18 protein-coding genes are annotated in these 20777 nt (G+C 72.5%); 7 read left to right on the top strand and 11 right to left on the bottom strand.

Features of this window, described 5'->3' with window-relative positions:
* Positions 1 to 46: 46 nt before the first annotated feature.
* The 5 genes from ABZ915_RS06490 to ABZ915_RS06470 all read left to right on the top strand — a co-directional run bounded on the left by ABZ915_RS06490 (position 47) and on the right by ABZ915_RS06470 (position 8320).
* Entirely contained in the window at positions 47 to 1378 is a 1332-nt protein-coding gene (locus ABZ915_RS06490) for a hypothetical protein (protein WP_361796788.1), read from the top strand.
* Positions 1375 to 3885: a tetratricopeptide repeat protein gene (locus ABZ915_RS06485; protein WP_361796785.1), complete on the top strand. Its 2511-nt coding sequence runs from the start codon at positions 1375 to 1377 to the stop codon at positions 3883 to 3885. The genes ABZ915_RS06490 and ABZ915_RS06485 overlap by 4 nt, the downstream gene beginning before the upstream one ends.
* 3 nt (positions 3886 to 3888) lie before the next feature.
* A complete protein-coding gene (locus ABZ915_RS06480) occupies positions 3889 to 5259 on the top strand; it encodes a protein phosphatase 2C domain-containing protein (RefSeq protein WP_361796782.1) in 1371 nt (456 codons plus the stop codon).
* A gap of 100 nt (positions 5260 to 5359) precedes the next feature.
* The gene (locus ABZ915_RS06475) at positions 5360 to 6742 is read left to right on the top strand and encodes a VWA domain-containing protein (protein ID WP_361796779.1); all 1383 of its coding nucleotides are present in this window, start codon (positions 5360 to 5362) and stop codon (positions 6740 to 6742) included.
* A 69-nt stretch (positions 6743 to 6811) separates the two neighbouring features.
* On the top strand, positions 6812 to 8320 hold the full coding sequence (locus tag ABZ915_RS06470; protein ID WP_361796776.1) for an FHA domain-containing protein: 1509 nt from the start codon (positions 6812 to 6814) through the stop codon (positions 8318 to 8320).
* Positions 8321 to 8335: 15 nt separating this feature from the next.
* Here the strand turns inward: ABZ915_RS06470 and ABZ915_RS06465 are convergent, their stop codons facing one another.
* A complete protein-coding gene (locus ABZ915_RS06465) occupies positions 8336 to 9325 on the bottom strand; it encodes a methyltransferase domain-containing protein (RefSeq protein ID WP_361796773.1) in 990 nt (329 codons plus the stop codon).
* 77 nt (positions 9326 to 9402) lie between these two features.
* On the opposite strand from ABZ915_RS06465, the gene ABZ915_RS06460 reads away from it, so the two are divergent.
* The gene (locus tag ABZ915_RS06460) at positions 9403 to 9816 is read left to right on the top strand and encodes a globin (RefSeq protein WP_361796770.1); all 414 of its coding nucleotides are present in this window, start codon (positions 9403 to 9405) and stop codon (positions 9814 to 9816) included.
* Between the two features lie 27 nt (positions 9817 to 9843).
* Here the strand turns inward: ABZ915_RS06460 and ABZ915_RS06455 are convergent, their stop codons facing one another.
* Genes ABZ915_RS06455 through ettA form a run of 3 tightly spaced genes read right to left on the bottom strand, consistent with a single transcriptional unit; the run spans position 9844 to position 12596 of the window.
* Positions 9844 to 10518, bottom strand: a complete 675-nt coding sequence (locus ABZ915_RS06455) for a hypothetical protein (RefSeq protein ID WP_361796767.1) — start codon at positions 10516 to 10518, stop codon at positions 9844 to 9846.
* Positions 10515 to 10925, bottom strand: a complete 411-nt coding sequence (locus ABZ915_RS06450) for a thioesterase family protein (protein ID WP_361796764.1) — start codon at positions 10923 to 10925, stop codon at positions 10515 to 10517. The genes ABZ915_RS06455 and ABZ915_RS06450 overlap by 4 nt, the downstream gene beginning before the upstream one ends.
* 6 nt (positions 10926 to 10931) lie before the next feature.
* Entirely contained in the window at positions 10932 to 12596 is a 1665-nt protein-coding gene (gene ettA / locus ABZ915_RS06445) for an energy-dependent translational throttle protein EttA (RefSeq protein ID WP_361796761.1), read from the bottom strand.
* 332 nt (positions 12597 to 12928) lie between these two features.
* Here ettA and ABZ915_RS06440 point away from each other — a divergent pair, with 332 nt between their 5' ends.
* Positions 12929 to 13282, top strand: coding sequence for a DUF190 domain-containing protein (locus ABZ915_RS06440; RefSeq protein WP_361796758.1), 354 nt, complete (start codon positions 12929 to 12931; stop codon positions 13280 to 13282).
* Position 13283: 1 nt separating this feature from the next.
* On the opposite strand, the gene crcB (ABZ915_RS06435) is transcribed toward ABZ915_RS06440, so the two are convergent.
* From crcB (ABZ915_RS06435) to ABZ915_RS06405, 7 genes are all read right to left on the bottom strand, one after another.
* Complete coding sequence (gene crcB, locus ABZ915_RS06435) at positions 13284 to 13658, bottom strand: fluoride efflux transporter CrcB (RefSeq protein WP_361796755.1); 375 nt, start codon at positions 13656 to 13658, stop codon at positions 13284 to 13286.
* Entirely contained in the window at positions 13655 to 14005 is a 351-nt protein-coding gene (locus ABZ915_RS06430) for a DUF190 domain-containing protein (RefSeq protein WP_361797722.1), read from the bottom strand. Before ABZ915_RS06430 ends, crcB (ABZ915_RS06435) begins: the two co-directional genes overlap by 4 nt.
* Positions 14005 to 14493 (bottom strand): fluoride efflux transporter CrcB, encoded by a 489-nt coding sequence (gene crcB, locus ABZ915_RS06425; RefSeq protein ID WP_361796752.1) that lies wholly within the window; start codon positions 14491 to 14493, stop codon positions 14005 to 14007. Before crcB (ABZ915_RS06425) ends, ABZ915_RS06430 begins: the two co-directional genes overlap by 1 nt.
* A 69-nt stretch (positions 14494 to 14562) precedes the next feature.
* A complete protein-coding gene (locus ABZ915_RS06420; RefSeq protein ID WP_361796749.1) occupies positions 14563 to 15945 on the bottom strand; it encodes a Cys-Gln thioester bond-forming surface protein in 1383 nt (460 codons plus the stop codon).
* 172 nt (positions 15946 to 16117) lie between these two features.
* Entirely contained in the window at positions 16118 to 16561 is a 444-nt protein-coding gene (locus ABZ915_RS06415) for a single-stranded DNA-binding protein (RefSeq protein WP_361796746.1), read from the bottom strand.
* A 205-nt stretch (positions 16562 to 16766) separates the two neighbouring features.
* Positions 16767 to 18887: a YfjP family GTPase gene (locus ABZ915_RS06410; protein ID WP_361797719.1), complete on the bottom strand. Its 2121-nt coding sequence runs from the start codon at positions 18885 to 18887 to the stop codon at positions 16767 to 16769.
* A 57-nt stretch (positions 18888 to 18944) separates the two neighbouring features.
* Entirely contained in the window at positions 18945 to 20552 is a 1608-nt protein-coding gene (locus ABZ915_RS06405) for a dynamin family protein (RefSeq protein ID WP_361796743.1), read from the bottom strand.
* Positions 20553 to 20777: the final 225 nt, after the last annotated feature.

Below are 20777 nucleotides of genomic sequence, written 5' to 3'. Positions count from 1 at the left end.
GCATGAACTCCAGCAGACTTGAGGCGACGAGAGCGAGAGGTGATCGATGGGCGTCACGGACCCCGCCGGGCCGGTGATGGACCGGGACGAGGTGGACCGTGCGCTGGCGCGGCTCGGCGCGGAGCACGAGGCGATCGAGACCTCGCTGCTCGCCCTTCAGGACCACGCGGGCCGCAGACTCCTCGAAGGCGCCGAACTGACCGGCGTCACCCAGGAGCGCTGGACGGCCACGGAGGCGTCGATCACGCTGCTGTGGACGTACTTCGACGCGTACACGGCCGCGCTGCGCGGCGCCCGGGAGATCCGCGCCCGGCGCCGCTGGTCCAGCCGCGAGGATCTGGTGGAGCTGACCGAGCTGCTGCGCGGCGAGTCCGTCACGGTCGCGGGCAGCGCCACGGCGACCGCGAACGCGCCGACGCTGCTGTCCGCCCCGGGCCGGCTCAGCGAGCGGTTCTCGCTGGCCGGTCTGGTGGACCGGATGAACGAGCTGTACGCCCGCTCACTGGACATGGTCGTCACCGCCGACGCCGTGTGGTCGGCGCTGCCCGCCCGGATCGATTTACTGGCCGCGGAGCTCCAGCGCACACGCAAGCTGGCGCACTCCGTCGGCGTGCGCCCCGGTGAGCATCCGGCGGGCGACGACCTGGAGCGCATCACGCGCACGCTGACCCGGCTGCGCGAGCAGGTGGTCTCCGACCCGCTCGCCTTCTGGGTACCGGCCGAGGGCAGTTCGGCGCCGGGCGGCGGCAGGCCGGACACCACCGTGTACGACCGTGAGGCACGCGCCCTGGAGGACGTGCGGCGGGAGATCGACGCCGTACTGACGGTCCGCCAGGACGCCGAGCAGCGGCTGGTGAAGCTGCGGGACGTGCTCTCCCGCGCGGACCGTACGCTCGCCGAGGCCCGCAGCGCGCGCGGCGAGGTGCTGGCGAAGATCGCCGCGACGGAGGTGCCGGTGGTCAGCGGCCCGCCGACCGTGCTCCAGGAGCAGCTGGCGGCGGCCGCCGAGTACCGCAGACAGGCCCAGTGGCACCGGCTCTCCCCGCTCCTGGAGTCGCTGGAGCAGAAGGCGGAGGACGAACTGCTGCGCGCCCGCGAGTCCCTGACCGCGGTGACCGCGCCGCTGGCGGTCCGCGCCGAACTGCGCGGTCGTCTGGACGCGTACAAGGCGAAGGTCGCCCGGCACGGGCTCGCCGAGGACCCGTTCCTCGTCGAGCGTTACGACGCGGCGCGCCGCATGCTGTGGAGCGCGCCCTGCGACCTGCGGGTCGCCGAACAGGCCGTGCTGCGCTACCAGCACGCGGCGGCCGAACTGATCGGCGCGCCGCGCGTGCCGCAGCAGGGCGGGCCCGAGGACCGTAGGGGGGAACAGACGTGAGTCAGGCACAGCAGACGTGTCAGCGGCCGGGCTGCGAGGGCAGTTACGAGGACGTGGGCGGCGGCGAGCTGTACTGCGACACCTGCGGTCTCGCCCCGGTCGTCAGCGCAAGCGGCATGGTGGGCTCGCCGCCCACCGGGGTCACCGGCGGCGGCAAGGGCTCCTCCGGCAGCTCCAGCTCGCGTTCCAGCAGCCGCAGTTCGCGGACCTCGACGCACTCCTCGCACTCCTCGAAGTCCCGCCGTTCGGTGTCCGGGCGGCTCTCCCGGTCCGTGTCGGGCAAGGCGACGGGCCGCTCGGTGTCGGTGCGCAGCTCCGGTTCCAGCGCCGGGTCGTCGGGGCGCAGCAGGCTGGGCGCCGGGCTGGTGGCGGTGCCGCAGGTGCCACGGCCCGACCCGCGCGCGATGGTCCTGGAGAACCCGGAGGTACCCGAGCGCAAGCGGTTCTGCTCGCGCTCGGACTGCGGGGTGCCGGTCGGCCGCGCGCGCGGGGAGCGCCCCGGGCGCACGGAGGGCTTCTGCACCAAGTGCGGCCACCCGTACTCCTTCGTGCCCAAGCTGAAGGCCGGGGACATCGTGCACGGCCAGTACGAGGTCGTGGGCTGCCTGGCGCACGGCGGCCTGGGCTGGATCTACCTGGCGGTGGACCGGGCGGTCTCCGACCGGTGGGTGGTGCTCAAGGGCCTGCTGGACACCGGCGACCAGGACGCGATGGCCGCGGCGATCTCCGAGCGGCGCTTCCTCGCGGAGATCGAGCACGCCAACATCGTGCGGATCTACAACTTCGTGGAGCACCTCGACCAGCGCACCGGCTCCCTCGACGGCTACATCGTCATGGAGTACGTCGGCGGCAAGTCCCTGAAGGAGATCGCCAACGCCCGCCGCGGCGCGAACGGCAGACGGGACCCGCTGCCGGTGGAGCAGGCGTGCGCGTACGGCATCGAGGCGCTGGAGGCGCTCGGTCATCTGCACAGCCGCAACCTGCTGTACTGCGACTTCAAGGTCGACAACGCCATCCAGACCGAGGACCAGCTCAAGCTGATCGACATGGGCGCGGTGCGCCGCATGGACGACGACGAGTCGGCGATCTACGGCACGGTGGGCTACCAGTCGCCGGAGGTCGCCGAGGTCGGCCCGTCGGTGGCGTCCGACCTGTACACGGTGGGCCGTACGCTCGCGGTCCTCACCTTCGACTTCCAGGGCTACACGAACGTCTTCGTGGACTCCCTGCCCGACCCGGACAACATCGAGGTCTTCCGCCAGTACGAGTCCTTCTACCGGCTGCTGGTCCGCGCCACCGACCCCGACCCGGCCCGCCGGTTCGCCTCCGCGCAGGAGATGTCCGAGCAGCTGACGGGCGTCCTGCGGGAGGTCGTGTCCCTCCAGACGGGACGGCCCCGGCCCGCGCTGTCGACGCTGTTCGGGCCCGAGGTGAAGGTCACGGACACGGAGTTGTTCCCCGAACTGGACGGGGACGTGTCGCTGCTGGGGACGAGAGCGGTGCAGGTGAAGGGCTCAGCCACGCCCGCCGCCCTGCCCGCGGTCCCGGGGAGCTGCCCCGCAGGCCTCGTCAGGCCCGTCCACACGCCCTCCGCCGCCTTCGCCCTGCCCGTGCCGCACGTCGACCCGGGCGACCCCAACGCGGGCTTCCTGGCGGGCCTGATGGCCTCCGCGCCGGGTGAGCTGATCGGTGCGCTGGCGGCGGCGCCGCAGCAGACCGTGGAGACGCGGCTGAGGCAGATCCGCGCCCGGCTGGAGCACGGCGACGCCGGGGCCGCGCTGACCTCCCTGGCGCAGCTGGAGGAGGAACGGCCCGACGACTGGCGGGTGGTGTGGTACCGGGGCGTGGCCGCGCTGGTGACCGGGGACTTCGAGGGCGCCGCGCTCTCCTTCGACGCGATCTACGACGCCTTCCCCGGCGAGAGCGCCCCCAAGCTGGCGCTCGGCCTGTGCGCGGAGGTGCTCGGGCAGCTCGACAACGCCGCGGAGTACTACCGCCTGGTGTGGTCGACCGACCCGAGCCATGTCAGCGCCGCGTTCGGCCTGGCCCGCGTCCAGCTCGCGGCCGGGGACCGGCGGGATGCCGTACGGACGCTGGAGTCGGTGCCGGAGTCCTCCATCCACTACACGGCGGCGCGCGTGGCCGCCGTGCGGGCGCGGCTGAGGCAGCGCACGGCGACGGCCGCCGACACGCCGTTCCTGGAGGACCTGACCGCCGCCGCGGCCCAGGTCGAGGCGCTCCAGGCGTACGGTCTGGACCCGGCGCGCCGCGAGCAGTTGTCGGCGGAAGTGCTCGGCAGCGCGCTCGACTGGATACTCTCCGGGGGCGAGGGCACCCAGCCCGCCGCCGGCGGCCGGGTGCTGCTCGGCAGCGGTCTGGACGAGCGGGGCCTCCGCTTCGGCCTGGAACGCGCCTACCGCACGCTGGCCCGGCTGGCGCCCGGCGGTGAGGAGAGGATCGACCTGGTGGAACGGGCCAACCGTTACCGCCCCCGGACGTGGGTGTAGTTGATGTCGCAGATGCCCCAGCAGGCCGCGCTGTCGCAGTGCCCGAACTGCGCGGAGCCGCTCGAATCGGATGACCGTTTCTGCGGTGTGTGCGGGTACGACCTGTCGACGGCGCCCGCGCCGCCGCAGGACCACCCGACGCTCACCATGAACGGCTCGGACGGTCCCGGCCGGATCCCCGGCCAGGGCACCCCCTGGCCCGGCGTGCCGACCCCGGAGGGAGGCTCCGGCACCCCCTCGGCGGCACACCTGCCGGCGGACCTCCCCGGCACCGGCTCCGGCGGCTCATCGCTGCCACCGGACACGCCCGTGCCCGGGGCGGTCCCCGCGCAGGCCCCGGGCTCCCCCGTGTCCCCGGTCTCCGGCGTCCGCTTCGACCGGCCCCCGCAGCCCGACGACTACCCGCTCCAGGCGCCCGACCCGCGGGCCGCCGCCGGCGCCGCGAGCGCGGCCGAGGAGGCCAAGGTGTGTGTGGCGTGCCGGGCGGGCCGGGTGGACAGCGACGGCTACTGCGAGAACTGCGGGCACGCCCAGCCCCGCGAACGCGACCACATGGAGCAGGAGTCCGGTCCGGTCGCCGCCGTCAGCGACCGCGGTCTGCGCCACCACCGCAACGAGGACGCCTTCGCCGTCGGCCACGCCGCGCTGCCCGACGGCTCGCCCGTGAACCTGGCGGTCGTCTGCGACGGCGTCTCCTCCGCGACCCGCCCCGACGACGCCTCGATGGCCGCGACCCGGGCGGCGGGCGAGTCGCTGCTGGCCGCCCTGACGCACGGCACCCACCCGCAGCAGGCCATGCACGACGCGATCGTGGTCGCCTCGCACGCGGTCAACGCCCTCGCGGACGAGCCCACGGGAGCCCGCGAGCACGCCGTGCACCAGAACGCCCCCGCCTGCACGATCGTCGGCGCGGTGGTCACCTCCGGCCTGCTCGTCGTCGGCTGGGTCGGCGACAGCCGCGCCTACTGGGTGCCGCTGGACCGCGCCGCGCCCCCGGCCCGGCTCACCGAGGACGACTCCTGGGCCGCGCAGATGGTCGCCGCGGGCCTGATGAGCGAGGCGGAGGCGTACGCCGACGAGCGGGCCCACGCCATCACCGGCTGGCTCGGCGCGGACGCCTACGAACTGGAGCCGCACACCGCGTCCTTCAAGCCGGACCGGCCGGGCGTCGTGGTGGTGTGCACGGACGGGCTGTGGAACTACGCGGAGACGGCCGGGGAGATGGCCGAGGCCATCCCGCTCGACGCCGCCACCCGCCCGCTGCACGCCGCCCGGGTCCTGGTCGGCCACGCCCTGGACGGCGGGGGCCACGACAACGTAACAGTGGCCGTCCTGCCGTTCCCGGCCCCGCCGCAAGGGGCAGGATCGGCCTGAGGGGCCGCACACGGGGAGGCCCCGGCGGACCGGAGGGGACCGGTCCGCATAAAGTCATCGCCCACGGCACCGTGGGTTCGGAGGGGGATTCAGAGAGATCATGGCCAATTTCTCGAAGTCGAACGTGCCGCAGTTCTCGGTGGACGTGTACCAGAACGAGTACCTGCCGGAGAGCGGCCGCGAGGTCAACGCGATCGTCACGGTGACCGCGACCGGGGGCGGGACGATCGGGAGTGCGGTGGCGGCTCCCCACCTCTACACCGCCGGCCAGGGCCCGTCCGCCGCCGTGGCGATCATGGTCGACTGTTCGGGGTCGATGGACTACCCGCCGACCAAGATGCGCAACGCCCGCGACGCCACGGCCGCGGCGATCGACACCCTGCGCGACGGCACGCACTTCGCGGTGGTCGGCGGCACACACGTGGCCAAGGAGGTCTACCCGGGCGGCGGCCGGCTCGCCGTGGCCGACGCCACCACCCGGGAACAGGCCAAGCAGGCGCTGCGCCGGCTCAGCGCGGGCGGCGGTACGGCCATCGGCACCTGGCTGCGGCTCGCCGACCGCCTGCTGTCCTCGGCGGACGTCGCCATCCGGCACGGCATCCTGCTCACCGACGGCCGCAACGAGCACGAGTCGCCGGAGGATCTGCGGGCCGCCCTCGACGCGTGCGCAGGACGCTTCACCTGTGACGCGCGGGGCGTGGGCACCGACTGGGAAGTGAAAGAAGTCACAGGGATCGCCTCCGCGCTGCTCGGCACCGCCGACATCGTCGCCGACCCGGCCGGTCTCGCCGCCGACTTCACGCGGATGATGGAGACGGCGATGGGCAAGGAGGTCGCCGACGTCGCCCTGCGGCTGTGGACACCGGTCGGCACCACCATCCGGTTCGTCAAGCAAGTTGCTCCGACGGTCGAGGAGCTGACCGACCGCCGCACCGAGGCGGGCCCGCGCGCCGGGGACTACCCCACCGGCTCCTGGGGAGACGAGTCGCGTGACTACCACGTATGCGTCGAGGTCCCCACGGCCGGCATCGGCCAGGAGATGCTGGCCGCGCGGGTCTCGCTGGTCGTTCCGCAGCCTGGGGGCACCTCCCGCTCGAGCGAAGCCGAGAGTGGGGGAGGCACGGTGCAGAAACTGGGCGCCCAGGGCCTCGTACGGGCCGTGTGGACCGACGACATGACCGCCTCGACCTCGATCAACCCGCAGGTCGCGCACTACACCGGCCAGGCCGAACTGGCACAGGCCATCCAGCAGGGGCTCGACCTTCGCAAAGCGGGCGATTTCGATGGAGCAACGGCCAAACTGGGCCGTGCGGTTCAGCTCGCGAGTGCCTCCGGGAACGCGGATACTGCGAAACTGCTTGCGAAGGTGGTGGACGTGGTCGACGCCGCGACAGGTACTGTGCGACTGAAGGCGAAGGTCGCGGAGGCCGACGAGATGACTCTCGAGACACGGTCCACAAAGACTGTTCGTGTAAAGAAGTGACGTAGGACAACCCGGGAACAACCCCGGACCGACCCAGCAGGACCCTGCGAGAGAGGGGGACGCGCCGACATGCCGACCTGCCCGAACGGACACCAGTCGGGTTCCGACGACTGGTGCGAGGTCTGCGGTCACCGCATGGCCGGTGCCGTACCTCCGCCCCCTCCCCCGCCGCCGCCCGCCGGCGGTGGCTACGGGTTCCCGCCGCCGCCTCCCGGTCAGGGCGGCCAGCCCGGCGGACGCCATCTGTCCTCCGTGCCGAACCACGAACCGGAGCTCTGCCCGCAGTGCCGCACGCCCCGTGAGGGCGGTGCGCCGTTCTGCGAGGAGTGCCGCTGGAACTTCCTGACCAACACGGCCACCTCCTACACCCCGGCCGCCCCGCGCCCGCCGGCGTCGGGCCCGGCCGCCCCCCGCTTCCAGCCGCCCGGCCCGTCCTACGGCGGCGGCGACTCGTTCGAGTACCAGGGCTCCCGCCCGTCGCAGATGAACCGGCCGGCCGAGCCGCTCCCGCCGAACCCCTTCGGCAGCGAGCCGTCCGGCCCGACGCCGTTCGGCGGCGAGCGCGGCCAGGGCGGTCCCGGTCAAGGTCCTGGTCAGGGCCCCGGCCCCCAGGGCTACGGCGGCGAGCGCGGCCCGGGCGGTCCCGGTCAAGGCCCTGGCCAGGGCCCCGGCCAGGGTGGTCGCGGTGGTCCCGGCCCGTCCGGCTTCGGTGGCGGTCAGGGGCCGGCCGGTCCCCCGCCGTTCGGCCGTGAGCCGTCGGGCCCCGGCGGTCACCCCGGCCCGCCCACCGCTCCCGGCCCCGGCGGCCAGGGTGGCCCCGGTGGATTCGGTGGCCCGGGTGGACCCGGCCCCGGCCCCGGCCCCGGTGGCTTCGGCGGCGACCCGTCGCGGCCGGTTCCGCCGCCGCCCGGCCCCGGTGCCACGGCCGGCGGTGCGCCGTCCGGGTTCCAGCAGGCCGGTCCGCCCGCCCCGCCCGCCTTCCCGCAGGAGACCCGCCGTCCGCCGGCCGGCGGTCCGTCCTTCGGCGGCGGTGAGGACGACTGGGTGATCTCCCCGCCGTCGTCCGCGAACCCCTCCGGCCCCGGCGGGGGCTACGGCTACCCGCAGCCCGGCGCCACCCAGGCCCCCCAGGCCCCGTCCGGCTACGGCTACCCGCAGGCTCCGCAGGGCCCGGCCACCTGGACGGCGACCATCGGCCCGGACCGCGAGTACTTCATGGCGATGATGCACCGCTCCGGCCCCGAGGCCACGGGCCTGAACCTGCCCGCGTACTCGCCCGAGCAGCAGCGCACGCTCACCGGCAACCAGGTGACCATCGGCCGCCGCCGCCACTCCACCGGCGACACACCGGACATCGACCTGTCGGTGCCGCCGGAGGACCCGGGCGTCTCGCACCAGCACGCGGTGCTGGTCCAGCAGCCGGACGGCAGCTGGGCGGTCGTCGACCAGAACTCGACCAACGGCACGACGGTCAACGGCGGGGAGGAGCCGATCCAGCCCTTCGTGCCGGTGCCGCTCCAGGACGGCGACCGGGTCCACGTGGGCGCCTGGACGACGATCACCATCCGGCGCGGCTAGCCGCCGGGGCACGGATCACGGGAGGGGCCAGGTGTGCGGCCCCTCCGGGTCGTCCAGCCAGGCCCACTCGCGGTCGCCGTCGACCGTGATGCCGTACCGCTCGCGCGGGGGCATGCCCTCGCGCTCCCACAGCGCGTACGCCTCCTGAGGGGTGAGCCTGCCGCCGGTGAGCGCGAGCAGGAAGCGGAACAGCTCCTGCCGGCGGGCCCGAGAGGGCAGCCCCTCCAGGGACACCGGCTCCCGCTCGGGCCGGTGCTCGCCGCGCAGCGGGACGAAGAACGCCGGAGTGGCGAGGAAGTGACCCTCGGCGTGCCCGGCGTCCCGTACGGTCAGCGCCGCCAGGCCGGTGGCGAGCGGCGTCAGGACGCGCGCGCCGGGGCGGCACTGGGCGAGCCAGGCGCGCGGCACCGACGGCAGGGCGCAGGTCGCGATGATCCGGTCGAAGGGGGCGCGTTCCGGGACTCCGCGGGCCCCGTCCCCGGTGACCACGACCGGGTGGTACCCGGCGGCGGCCAGGTGCTGCCGGGCCGACTCGGTGATCTCCGGCTCCAGGTCGACGGTGGTGACCGGATCGTCGTCGCCGAGCCGGTGGGCGAGCAGGGCGGCGTTGTAGCCGGTGCCCGCGCCGATCTCCAGCACCCGGTCGCCGTCCCGCACCAGCAGCTCGGCGAGCATCTGGGCCATCAGCGAGGGCTGGCTGCTGGAGGAGAGCAGTTCCCCGTCACGCAGCCGGGTGGCCAGCGGGACATCGGCGTAGGCACCGCTCAGCCAGCGCTCCCGCGCCTCGGCGTCCGGGCTCTCGCCCCATCTGCGCTCGTAGCCGCCCGCGGTGCCGACGTAGTAGTACGGCACGAAGAGGTGCCGCGGCACCGCCGCGAAGACCTCCCGCCACACCGGATCGGCGTTCCAGGCCCCGCTCGCGTCGATCTCCCGCACCAGCGCGGCCCGCGCGGAGGCGGCGAGTTCGGCGAGCTCCTTGTCGTCGTCGAGAGCGTACGAGCCCATGCGTCCACTGTGCGGCGCCGAGCGGCCGGAGGCGAGTGGTCCTAGGGCATCGGTCCTCGGCCGGGCGGTCTGAGACCATGGGGTACGTGAACGAGATCCGGCGCGGCACGCTTCAGGAGAAGACCTTCTACGAGCAGGTGGGCGGGGAGGAGACCTTCCGCCGGCTGGTCCACCTCTTCTACCAGGGGGTCGCCGAGGACCCGCTGCTCAGGCCGATGTATCCGGAGGAGGACCTGGGCCCGGCCGAGGAACGGCTGACGCTCTTCCTCATCCAGTACTGGGGCGGCCCGACGACGTACAGCGACAACCGCGGCCACCCCCGCCTGCGCATGCGCCACGCCCCCTTCACCGTCGACCGGGCGGCGCACGACGCCTGGCTGCGGCACATGCGGGCGGCCGTCGACGAGCTGGGCCTGTCCGAGGAGCACGAGCGCCAGTTGTGGAACTACCTGACGTACGCGGCGGCCTCGATGATCAACACCGCCGAGTGACGGGGGCGGGCCGAGTCCCGGACGGGGTCAGCGCACGCTGAAGCCCAGGGTTCCGAGTCCGGCCGTGCGCACGGCGACGGACCCGTACGGCGTGCGCAGCCTGAGCCACGCGCCCGACGAGAACAGCCCCAGGCCGCCCTGGCCGCCAGGTCGCAGGAACCCCAGCGACTGGGCCGCGTGCACGGCCCGCACCGGAAGGCCGGTGTCGGTGACGGTCCGGGACCAGATCTCCCGCCCGATCCGGTCGAGCTCGGTACGGTTGCGCAGCTCGGGCGCCAGCTCCTGCGTACGGGTCCGGAACTCGGCGACGGCGGCGCTGACCATGGTCCGCAGGGCGTCGGGCGCCGGCAGCCCCGGCTCCGCCCGCCAGCCGCCGCGCGGCGGAAGGACCCCCGCCCACGGCGGCCCGGTCACCGCGCCCGGCACGACGGCCGTGGCCGCCGTCTCGTCGACGGACTCGAGGAACTCACCCGCGGACACGGTCACGTCCAACGTGACGTCCAGCCCGTCCTCGTACGGCTTCTCGAGCCGCACCGCACGGATCGCCAGCACCTCGAAGGACGGCGGCCGCCCGAACACGGCGAGCGCGGTCCCCGCGGCCTTGAGGCGCACGGCGGCCCCGCGGTCGTAGTGGAGCAGCCGACCGAGGAAGGCGGCGAGATCGGCCGCCTCCCCCTCGTCGGCGAGATGGAGCACCGTCATGCGGCGACGGCCCCCTCCTTGTCGTCCGTGTACTCCTGGAGGAACTCCCGCTCCTCCCCGGTGAGCCGGCGCGGCCGCTGGGACTCGAAGTCGAACGGCACGACCACCGTCGACGCCCGTACGTAGACCAGGTCGTCGTCCTTCACCTCGTAGGTGATGGTGAAGGACGCGGCCCTGATCTCGGAGACCCACAGCTCGATGTCCACCGGGTGGTGGCGGTGGACGAGCTGCCGCTTGTAGTCGATCTCATGGCGCGCCACCACGGACCCCTGCTTGAAATCCTTTTCCGGGCGGAACAGGAAGTTGATACGGGCCTCTTCCAGGTAGCGGATGAAGACCGCGTTGTTGACGTGCCCGTACGCGTCCATGTCCGACCAGCGGAGCGGGCAGCGGTAGATGTGGCGCAAGACCGATCAGCCCCGGGTCAGCTTCTTGTAGGTGGCGCGGTGCGGACGCGCGGCGTCCGGGCCGAGCCGCTCGATCTTGTTCTTCTCGTACGACTCGAAGTTGCCCTCGAACCAGAACCACTTGGAGTCACCCTCGTAGGCGAGGATGTGGGTGGCGACGCGGTCGAGGAACCACCGGTCGTGGGAGACGACGACGGCGCAGCCGGGGAACTCGAGCAGCGCGTTCTCCAGGCTCGACAGGGTCTCGACGTCGAGGTCGTTGGTCGGCTCGTCGAGGAGCAGCAGGTTGCCGCCCTGCTTGAGGGTCAGCGCGAGGTTGAGCCGGTTGCGCTCACCGCCGGAGAGGACCCCGGCGGGCTTCTGCTGGTCCGGACCCTTGAAGCCGAACGCGGAGACGTACGCACGGCTCGGCATCTCGACCTGGCCGACGTTGATGTAGTCGAGCTCGTCGGAGACGACGGCCCACAGCGTCTTCTTCGGGTCGATGTTCTCGCGGCTCTGGTCGACGTACGAGATCTTGACCGTCTCGCCGACCTTGATGTCGCCGGAGTCCGGCGTCTCCAGCCCCTGGATCATCTTGAAGAGGGTGGTCTTGCCGGCGCCGTTCGGGCCGATGACCCCGACGATGCCGTTGCGCGGCAGCGTGAAGGACAGGTTGTCGATCAGCACCTTCTCGCCGAAGGCCTTGTTGAGCTTGTCGACCTCGACGACGACGCTGCCCAGCCGCGGACCCGGCGGGATCTGGATCTCCTCGAAGTCCAGCTTCCGCATCTTCTCGGCCTCGGCGGCCATCTCCTCGTAACGCGCCAGACGCGCCTTGGACTTGGCCTGCCGCCCCTTGGCGTTGGACCGCACCCACTCCAGCTCTTCCTTGAGCCGCTTCTGCCGCTTGGCGTCCTTCGCGCCCTCGACCTTGAGGCGGGTCGCCTTGGTCTCCAGGTACTTGGAGTAGTTGCCCTCGTAGCCGTGCAGGCGGCCGCGGTCGACCTCGCAGATCCAGCCGGCGACGTTGTCGAGGAAGTACCGGTCGTGGGTGACGGCCACGACGGTGCCCTCGTACTTGGCGAGGTGCTGCTCCAGCCAGTTCACGGACTCGGCGTCCAGGTGGTTGGTGGGCTCGTCGAGGAGCAGCAGGTCGGGCGCTTCGAGCAGCAGCTTGCACAGGGCGACGCGGCGCTTCTCACCACCGGAGAGGGTGGTGACGGGCCAGTCGCCGGGCGGGCAGCCCAGCGCGTCCATGGCCTGCTCGAGCTGGGCGTCGAGGTCCCAGGCGTTGGCGTGGTCCAGGTCCTCCTGGAGCTTGCCCATCTCGTCGAGCAGCGCGTCCGAGTAGTCGGTCGCCATCAGCTCGGCGATCTCGTTGAACCGGTCGAGCTTGCCCTTGATCCCGGCGACACCCTCCTGGATGTTCTCCAGGACGGTCTTCTCCTCGGTCAGGGCGGGCTCCTGCATCAGGATGCCGACGCTGTAACCGGGCGTGAGGAAGGCGTCACCGTTGGACGGCTGCTCCAGCCCCGCCATGATCTTCAGCACGGTCGACTTGCCGGCGCCGTTCGGACCGACGACGCCGATCTTCGCCCCCGGCAGGAAGTTCAGGGTGACGTCATCGAGGATCACCTTGTCGCCGTGCGCTTTGCGCGCCTTGCGCATGGTGTAAATGAACTCAGCCAAGAGAAACCGTCCGGCAGCTTGAAATCTGGCAGTGGGCAGATACACCCCATCTTGCCGTACGGCTACCCCTGGGCGGAAACGCGTATGTGCGGGCGGCTCTGACCTGGGGCTTCGCGTCGGCGGTGGTGGGGGTTCCGGGGGTGGCGGTCACCGTTGAGTGCCGTGCCGATCGGCGCTACCTTGGTGATGTGGCCGAAGTCGTTCTCCGGCGGTGGTCACGCGGCGGTGGGGCTCGCCGTACCCGAACCGTGGCATCCGGTGCCACCAACAGTCCCTACTCGTGAAGTGATCTCGGCCTGTCTGTCGGCCCGCGCGAGTAGGAGGGTCACGGAATGAACGACATGGGAACGGCCCTGCAGCTGACGATCTTCGTCGAGGAAAGCGACACCTGGCATCACAGGCCCCTGTCCGCCGAGATCGTGCACCGCGCCCATGAGGCGGGGCTGGCGGGCGCGACGGTCCTCCGTGGGGTCGAGGGATTCGGGGCGTCATCGGTGATACACGGCCCCCGGTTCCTCTCGCTCAAGCAGGACCTGCCGCTGGCGATCATCATCGTCGACGACGAGGAACGCGTACGCCGCTTCGTGCCGGTACTGCGCGAGCTGATCGACGAAGGGCTCGTGATCGTCGAGCGGATCGAGGTCGTCCAGGGCGCGGAGCGGGATCCCGTTCAGGTGCATGCCTAGGTCAGCCGAAGGCCGCCTGGGCGAAGGTCATGCCGATGAAGACGGCTCCCAGGCCGGCCACGACCGAGGCCACCACGTTGGCCGCGGCGAGGAAGCGCGCTCCGGCCTCGGCCAGGCTGAGCGTCTCGTAGGAGAACGTCGAGTACGTGGTCAGGGCCCCGCACAGGCCCGTGCCCAGGAGGAGCTGGATGCTCTGCGAGCCGGCTCCGGCGAGGGCCGCTCCCGCCAGCGTGCCCAGGATCATGGATCCGGTGACATTGGCCGCGAAGGTTCCCCAGGGGAACGTACTGTCGTGGTGCGCCTGGACGGTCCGGTCGATCAGATACCGCAGGGGGGCGCCGACGGCTCCGCCGAGGATGACCAGCAGATACCTCATGAGGCCGCGGTCTCCCGGCCCTTGTAGTGGACCACCTCCACCTCCTGCACGGTGATGAGGCCGCTCACGGGCAGTTCTTCGAGCTCGGACATGAACGCCCGGATGCGGTCTTCCTCGTCGACGATGACGACGGCCGTCGGCAGGTCGTCGGCCATGGACAGCAGCCGCGTGGTGTGCACGACCGAAGTCGCGCCAAAACCCTCCACGCCCCGGAAGACCGTCGCCCCCGCCAGACCGGAGGCATGGGCGCGGTGCACGATTTCCGTGAACAGGGGCTTGTGGTGCCAGGTGTCGGTGTCGTCGACGATGATCGTCAGGCGCAGTGCGCGTCCGTGGAGTCTCATGATCACGGTCCTCTCGTCACCAGGATGCGCCGGATGGCGACCATGCCGGTCTTCGCGGCGGCCAGTGCGATGACCACGGTCGCCGCCAGGTAGGCCAGGGCGATACCGGCCCGGTCCGCACGCACCAGACGTTCGATGTCGACGCAGTACGTCGAGAAGGTCGTGAAGCCGCCCAGCACCCCCGTGCCGAAGAACGGGCGCAGCAACGGGTGCACCGTGAGGACTTCCGTGATCAGCACCATGAACATGCCGATGACCAGGCACCCCACCGCGTTGACCCCCAGCGTCGTCCAGGGGAACCCGGCCTTGCCCGTCGGCCAGAGCAGTGCCGCTTCGTAGCGGGCGGTGGCGCCCAGGGATCCGCCCACCGCGACGACTGCCAGTACCTGGAGGAACCTGCGGCGGGCGTCCCGGCGCGCCCCTGCCTGTGCCGCCGCGGAATCCTTCACCGCGGCGGTCGCAACCGAGTGCTGCCCACGCTCATCGCTCACGTCGCCTCGCCCCACATACTCCGAGGCCATCCAGCTCAAGGCGAACCTTTAAACCAACCCTAAGCGTTTCTAGGACTCCCGTCGCCGGAGCACCACCAGCACCCCGCCCCCGATGACCACCAGCCCGATCGCCACGCCCGCGATCAGCGGGGTGATGGCGGAGCCGCCCGTCGCGGCCAGGTTCGTGTCGGTGGTCGTGCCGCCCACCGACGCGGGGCTCGGCTCGCTGAGGGTCTGGACGGCGTTGCCTGTCGCGGCGGGCTGGGTGTGGCAGTCCAGGACACCGGTGAAGCGCTGCTGGAAGCCGTTCGGGCCGGTGATGGTGAAGTCGTAGGCCTGGTCCTCCTGAAGGGGGACCGTCACCGTGCGGGTGGCGCCCACGGGGATGGTGTACTCGGTTTCCATCAGCGAGAAGGTGAACGGCTTGTCGCCCGTGTTGGCGCCGGTGATGTCGAGGGCGCCCTTGGCGCAGTTCTTGGCGGCCGACAGCGCCGGTATCGCGCCCTTGGCCGCCCAGCCGGCGCTCGCGGTGGCGGAGACCGTCGACTCGCTGGAGCCGGCCAGGATCTGGGTCTGGCTGCGGCTGTCGGAGGTGAAGGCGCGGCCGACCGGGACGCTGGTCGATGCCTGCACCGTCAGCTGGGCCGCCCCGTCGGCCGCGTCCTCGGGGACATCGAAGAAGAGGCGGCTGCCGTCCGCGGCGGACGTGACCGGCTTGCCGGCCTTGTCGACTATGCGGACGCCGGTGATCGCCGCGTCTGCCGGCGGTGTCACCGTCACGCTGCGCGCGTTGGTGTGCACGGTCACCGGGCCGAGCAGTCCGCCGGGCCGGCCGGAGACCGCGGGCGGGTCGAGGGTGAGGGAGGCGGCGGGCTCCGCCATGGAACGGGCGCTCTTCTCCAGGTAGTCCGCGAGCTTCTCGGCCTGCGGGTCGACCGCGTCCACGTGGGCGCCGTCCGACCAGCGCCAGATGGCGACCTGCGTGCCCGCCGCGGCGTCCTGCTCGGTGAGGCCGCGGACACCCGCCCGGCCGGCCAGCGCGGCGAGGTCGTTGACCTGGGGGTAGGAGTTCTGAAGGATCCAACGGATCCTGCCCGCGTTCTTGTTGGTGCCGAGCGAGGTCTGGCTCCAGGGGGTCTCCTGGTACTTGGCGTCCTTCTGCGTGGGGTTGCGCAGGTCGACGCAGTACGTCTGCAGGGTGCCGCCGCCCTCGACGGACATCTCGAACAGGCCCGCGGACACCCGCTGGTCGCCGCCGTTCTCGTGGATCACGGCCTCGCCGTACGTCTTCAGGCCGCCGATGGTGGCGGTCGCGCCGCCCTGGTGCTGCGACGTACCGTCGGCGGCGGCCGCACCGGCCCCGGTCAGCAGGCCGGCGGCCACCAGCCCGGTGACCAGGGCCGCGGCGGCGACGCGGGTCGGCCCCGAAAACCCCGAGAACGCAGAAAGCACTAAATTCCCCTTCGAGCAGGACCCGTTGATGTGGGGGGAACGGTCCCACCAGCAGAATCAGCAGCCCCGAGAGCTACGCCCGGCATCTTATGGATCAAGCGCGCCGCGCTCGGCGGTCATATCGTCGGATGGCCGATCCGACTCGGAATCGTTATCGCGGCTGTGGCTGACGTCACGTCACCGCGGCCGGTTCCGGCTGCTGTTCCGCGGGCGGAGTCTCCCAGGCGGGTTCCGGCCGGCGCGGGAGCGCCGTCTCGGGCCGGGACGTGCGCAGGAAGGCCGATGTGCCGCGCGCCATGTCGTGGCCGATCGCCGCGGCGTCGATGTCCGCGGAGACCCACTTCTGCCCGTCGCGCGTCTCCTCACGCACCTTCAGCCTGCCGTGGACGACGACGGGATCGCCCAGATTCAGCGAGGCCGCCACGTTGGCGGCGAGCTGACGGTTGGCCCACACCGTGAAGTAGTTCGTGCTGCCGTCCGTCCAGACGTTCTTCTCTCGGTCCCAGTAGCGCGGCGTGGCCGCCAGCCGGAACCGCACCGACGGGCCCGAGGCCAGATCGCGGTACGTCAGCTTCGTCGCCACGTTGCCCACCACGCACACCATCGTCTCGTTCATCACGGATCCCTCCCTCACGCGCACGGGCCCGTCCCGTACGGCTGCGTTCCGGTGCGTCGATCGCGTACCGCCACGTCGTGCGTCGCGATCGCCGTGGGACCAGACTGCCGCCGTCGGGACGGGCCCGCCGAGCGCTGTGGACCACCAGCCGGCTGTGGACAACTCCCTCACCCGGACGAGTGGTTCACCTCCCCGATGTCAGGGATCACCCCACTGTCGCCCCCGCTCTCGTCACCCGCCCGTACTGCTCCCGCACCTCCCGGTACCGCAGCAGCTCCGCGGCCACCGGGTCGAGCACCCGGGCCCGGCCGCAGCCCGCCGCGGCCTCCCGTAGCCGGCGTTCCGCCTCCAGGCCGTAGCGCCGTGCCGGGCCCCGTGCCGCCATCCTGCAGCCCCATTCGACGAGCGGCCCGCCGACGATGCCGGACACCATCAGCAGCACCGGTACGCCCAGATCGGGCGCCACGACGCCGACGATCTGCCCCAGCAGCCACAGGCCGCCCACGATCTGAAGCAGGGTCATCGCCGCCTGGGCCAGCACGGCCACCGGCCACCAGCCCGGCCGCGGCGGGCGCCCGGTCGGCATTCCGGCCCGCGCCGCCAGCCCGTCCAGCGTCTCGGACAGCCCCTGGGAGCCGCGTACGGCCGCCTCGCGCACCGCCTGCGCCCAGGGCGTGGGCAGCCCCGCCGAGGCCCGGTCGGCGACCGTGCGGACCGCCTGCTCGACGCGCTGCCGGGCGGTGGCCTCCTCGTCCGCCGGGGGCCCCACGGGAAGCCGCCCCGTGATGGGGTCGTGCTGGCCCTGGCACCACCGCCACAGCCGCATCCAGGGCGTGCCGCAGGCCCGGTTGGCGTTGCGCAGCCAGGCGCGTTCGGCGGCCTCGCCGGCGGCGGTGGCGCCCACGGCGTCCGCGAGGCGGGCGGCGAACTCCTCCCGCGCGTCCTCGCTCAGCCCGATCCGCCGCCCGGTGGCGTACACGGGCCGCAGCCGGTCGGCGGCGGCGTCCACGTCGGCCGCGATACGGCGGGCCGCCGCCCCGCGCTCGGACACGAACTGCTCGAGCGCCTCACGCAGATCGCCGATGCCGTCCCCGGTGAGCGCGGACAGGGCCAGCACGACAGCGCCCGACTCGCCGTACTCCCCCAGGGCGACGCCGTCCTCGTCGAGCAGTCGCCGCAGGTCGTCCAGGACCTGGTGGGCGGCCTCGCCGGGGAGCCGGTCGACCTGGTTGAGGACGACGAACATGACCTCCGCGTGGCCCGCCAGTGGCCGCAGATAGCGCTCGTGGAGCACCGCGTCGGCGTACTTCTCGGGGTCGACGACCCAGATGACCGCGTCGACCAGCCGCAGGATGCGGTCCACGTGCTCCCGGTGCTCGACGGCCGCGGAGTCGTGGTCGGGCAGGTCGATCAGGACCAGCCCGCGCAGCTGGTCGTTCTCCGCGCCGAGCATCGGCCGGCGGCGCAGCCGTCCGGGGATGCCGAGCCGGTCGATGAGGGTGGCCGCGCCGTCGCTCCAGCTGCACGCGATGGGCGCGGCGGTGGTGGGCCGTCGTACCCCGGTCTCCGAGATGGCGACCCCGGCGAGAGCGTTGAACAGCTGCGACTTGCCGCTGCCGGTGGCGCCGGCGATGGCCACGACGGTGTGCTGGCCGGAGAGCTTGCGGCGGGCCGCGGCCTCGTCGAGGACCCGGCCCGCCTCGGCGAGCGTCCGGCTGTCGAGCCGGGTGCGGGAGAGCCCGACCAGTTCGCGCAGGGCGTCGAGGCGGGAGCGCAGGGGGCCGTCGTAGGCGAGCGGGGTGACCGGCTGTGCGCTGGGCTTCCTGGTGTCGAAGGCGGAGACCTGCTCGGCGGCGGTGGTCTCGGTCACCCGCCGGGCGATGAGCCCGTCGTCCCAGACGTCCGCGGAATCGGCCGCCGGCTCGGGGGCGGCCTCGTCCGTCTCCTGGCCTCCGCCGATGTCCTGGGCGGCCTGCACGGATTGCACGGCCTGCGCGGCCTTGGCGGCGGTCTCCTCCGGGTGGGCCGGACGGGAGGCGCCCGGTGACGAGTCGTCGCCGGGGCGGCCGTTGCCCTCGCGCACGGGGGTGGGGGTGGGTGCCTGCTCCTGGGGGACCACTTCGCCGGTGGGATCGTGGTCGCTGTGATCGGCGCGGTCGATGCTGCCGTCCACGCCGGAGTCCGCGCGGTGATCCGCGCCTCGGTCCGCGTCGCGATCCGGACCGCGTTCGATGGGGTCGGCCTGCCCCATGCGACCGATGTGGTCGATGCGGCCGGGTTGATCGTCCATGTGACCTGTGGTCTCCATGTGGCCGGTGGTCTCCATGTGCCCGGTGGTCTCCATGTGCCCGGTGTGGTCCTGGTCAGTGACGGCGGTCACCGGTCACCTCTCCTTCTGCAGTACGGACAGCGCGGCGATGAGTTCGGCCTGGGGCTCGGGATGGACCTCGAGGGCGTCGAGCGGGGCGAGACGGCGTTCGCGCTCGCCGTGCATGACCCGGTCCACGTAGTCGGCGAGCAGCCGTCCGGCCCGGTCCCGCAGCCGCAGCGCGCCGTGGGCGCCGATCCGCTCGCCGAGCCCCTCGCCCGCGGAGCGCGCCCGGCGGCCGCCGAGCAGCACGGTGGCGACCAGGGCGGCGACGACCTCCGGGTCCGGGGCGACGCTGCGGTCCAGCTCGCGCACCTCGTCCTCGGCGTACTCCTCGAGCTCGCGTCGCCAGCGCCGTACGGCGAGCCCGATGCGGTGCTCGACGCTCTCCAGGGACGGATCCCGTTCGGTGAGACCGGGTGAGTCCGCGGCCGGCTCGCGCCGCCAGGCGTCGTCCACGCGCTCGTCGGCGGCGGTGACGGAGCACAGCAGCAGTGCGGCCAGGCTCTCCGCCAGGGCGTCGAGGAGTTCCGCGGCGGTGCAGTCGAGCGGGAAGGCGCGCCAGCGCTTGAGCGCGTCCCCCGCGAGTACGGCCCCGGCCTGGAGCCTTCCCCGTACGCGCGCGTGCTCGCTGTCGTACGCCGCGTCGACGGCGGCCGTGAGCCGCAGGGCGGCCGCGTACTGGGCGGAGGCGGCAGCGGCCAGTTCGGGCAGCCGCGCCTTGAGCGAGTCGAGGAGGCCGTACGCCGTGCGCCCCATGACGTGGTGCCGGGATCCGGGATCGTGCGCCTGTTGCAGGAGCCAGGTCCGCAGCGGGGCGACGGCGGTGGCCGGCAGCAGGCCCCCGCCCCAGGCCGACTCGGGCAGCTCGGGCACGGTGAACCGCGGTACGTCGCCGAGCCCGGCCTTGGCCAGCAGCGCGCCGTACTGCCGCGAGACCTCGGAGACCACCTGGTGGGGCACCCGGTCGAGGACGGTCACCAGGGTGACGTCGTACTCCTTCGCGGTGCGCAGCAGATGCCAGGGCACCGCGTCGGCGTACCGGGCGGCCGTGGTCACCATCACCCAGATGTCGGCCGCACAGATCAGTTCGGCGGCGAGGACACGGTTGTCGGCGACCAGGGAGTCGATGTCGGGCGCGTCGAGCAGGGCGAGCCCGCTCGGGAGGCTTTCGGCGGTCTCGACCCGCAGCACGCGCGCGGGATCGTCGTTGGGGATCGCGATGTCGTCGCTCGTGTCCCGCCGGGGCGCCCACACGCGGTTGAGGTCGGGCAGCACCCGCATCCCGCTGAACCAGTGATGGTCCTCCGGGTTGCAGACCAGCACCGGCGTCCGGGTCGTCGGCCGCAGCACGCCTGCTTCGCTGACCCGTCGCCCCACGAGCGAGTTGACCAGCGTCGACTTGCCGGCCCCGGTCGAGCCTCCCACGACTGCCAGCAACGGCGCTTCGGGCTCCCGCAGTCGGGGCACCAAGTAGTCGTCGAGCTGTGCGAGTAGTTCGTCGCGGTTGGCACGCGCGCGTGGGGCCCCCGCCAGGGGCAGCGGAAAGCGTGCGGCGGCGACACGGTCGCGCAGGGCGGAAAGTGCGTCGAGCAGCTGAGGCCGTACGTCCAAGGTCACCACATGCGAAGAATGCCCAATTTTGGGGGAATTCTGAAGCATATAGACATGTCTGCGCGCCGAAGGGATAGAACGGACACAAGGGGCGACTGGGACACGGGCACAGTCCAGGCATAACGAGTGCACAACACCCGATGGCGTCGGACGCCAAAAGCGGTGCACGATTCGTACCTGCCTGCGATTATCAGGACCGCTTCACCGAACCTCCACATCGAGCCACGGAGGCGA

The organism is Streptomyces sp. NPDC046915 (assembly GCF_040644935.1).
GTDB lineage: Bacteria > Actinomycetota > Actinomycetes > Streptomycetales > Streptomycetaceae > Streptomyces.
The sequence above is the reverse complement of the archived record's forward strand: the minus strand, read 5'-3'. Positions and strand labels throughout refer to the sequence as shown.

Coding starts and splice junctions, on each gene's coding strand:
- ABZ915_RS06490 (WP_361796788.1), top strand. CDS start 47: ATGGGCGTCACGGACCCCGCCGGGCCGGTGATGGACCGGGACGAGGTG.
- ABZ915_RS06480 (WP_361796782.1), top strand. CDS start 3,889: ATGTCGCAGATGCCCCAGCAGGCCGCGCTGTCGCAGTGCCCGAACTGC.
- ABZ915_RS06475 (WP_361796779.1), top strand. CDS start 5,360: ATGGCCAATTTCTCGAAGTCGAACGTGCCGCAGTTCTCGGTGGACGTG.
- ABZ915_RS06470 (WP_361796776.1), top strand. CDS start 6,812: ATGCCGACCTGCCCGAACGGACACCAGTCGGGTTCCGACGACTGGTGC.
- ABZ915_RS06465 (WP_361796773.1), bottom strand. CDS start 9,325: ATGGGCTCGTACGCTCTCGACGACGACAAGGAGCTCGCCGAACTCGCC.
- ABZ915_RS06460 (WP_361796770.1), top strand. CDS start 9,403: ATGGGGTACGTGAACGAGATCCGGCGCGGCACGCTTCAGGAGAAGACC.
- ABZ915_RS06455 (WP_361796767.1), bottom strand. CDS start 10,518: ATGACGGTGCTCCATCTCGCCGACGAGGGGGAGGCGGCCGATCTCGCC.
- ABZ915_RS06440 (WP_361796758.1), top strand. CDS start 12,929: ATGAACGACATGGGAACGGCCCTGCAGCTGACGATCTTCGTCGAGGAA.
- crcB (WP_361796755.1), bottom strand. CDS start 13,658: ATGAGGTATCTGCTGGTCATCCTCGGCGGAGCCGTCGGCGCCCCCCTG.
- ABZ915_RS06415 (WP_361796746.1), bottom strand. CDS start 16,561: ATGAACGAGACGATGGTGTGCGTGGTGGGCAACGTGGCGACGAAGCTG.
- ABZ915_RS06410 (WP_361797719.1), bottom strand. CDS start 18,887: ATGGAGACCACCGGCCACATGGAGACCACAGGTCACATGGACGATCAA.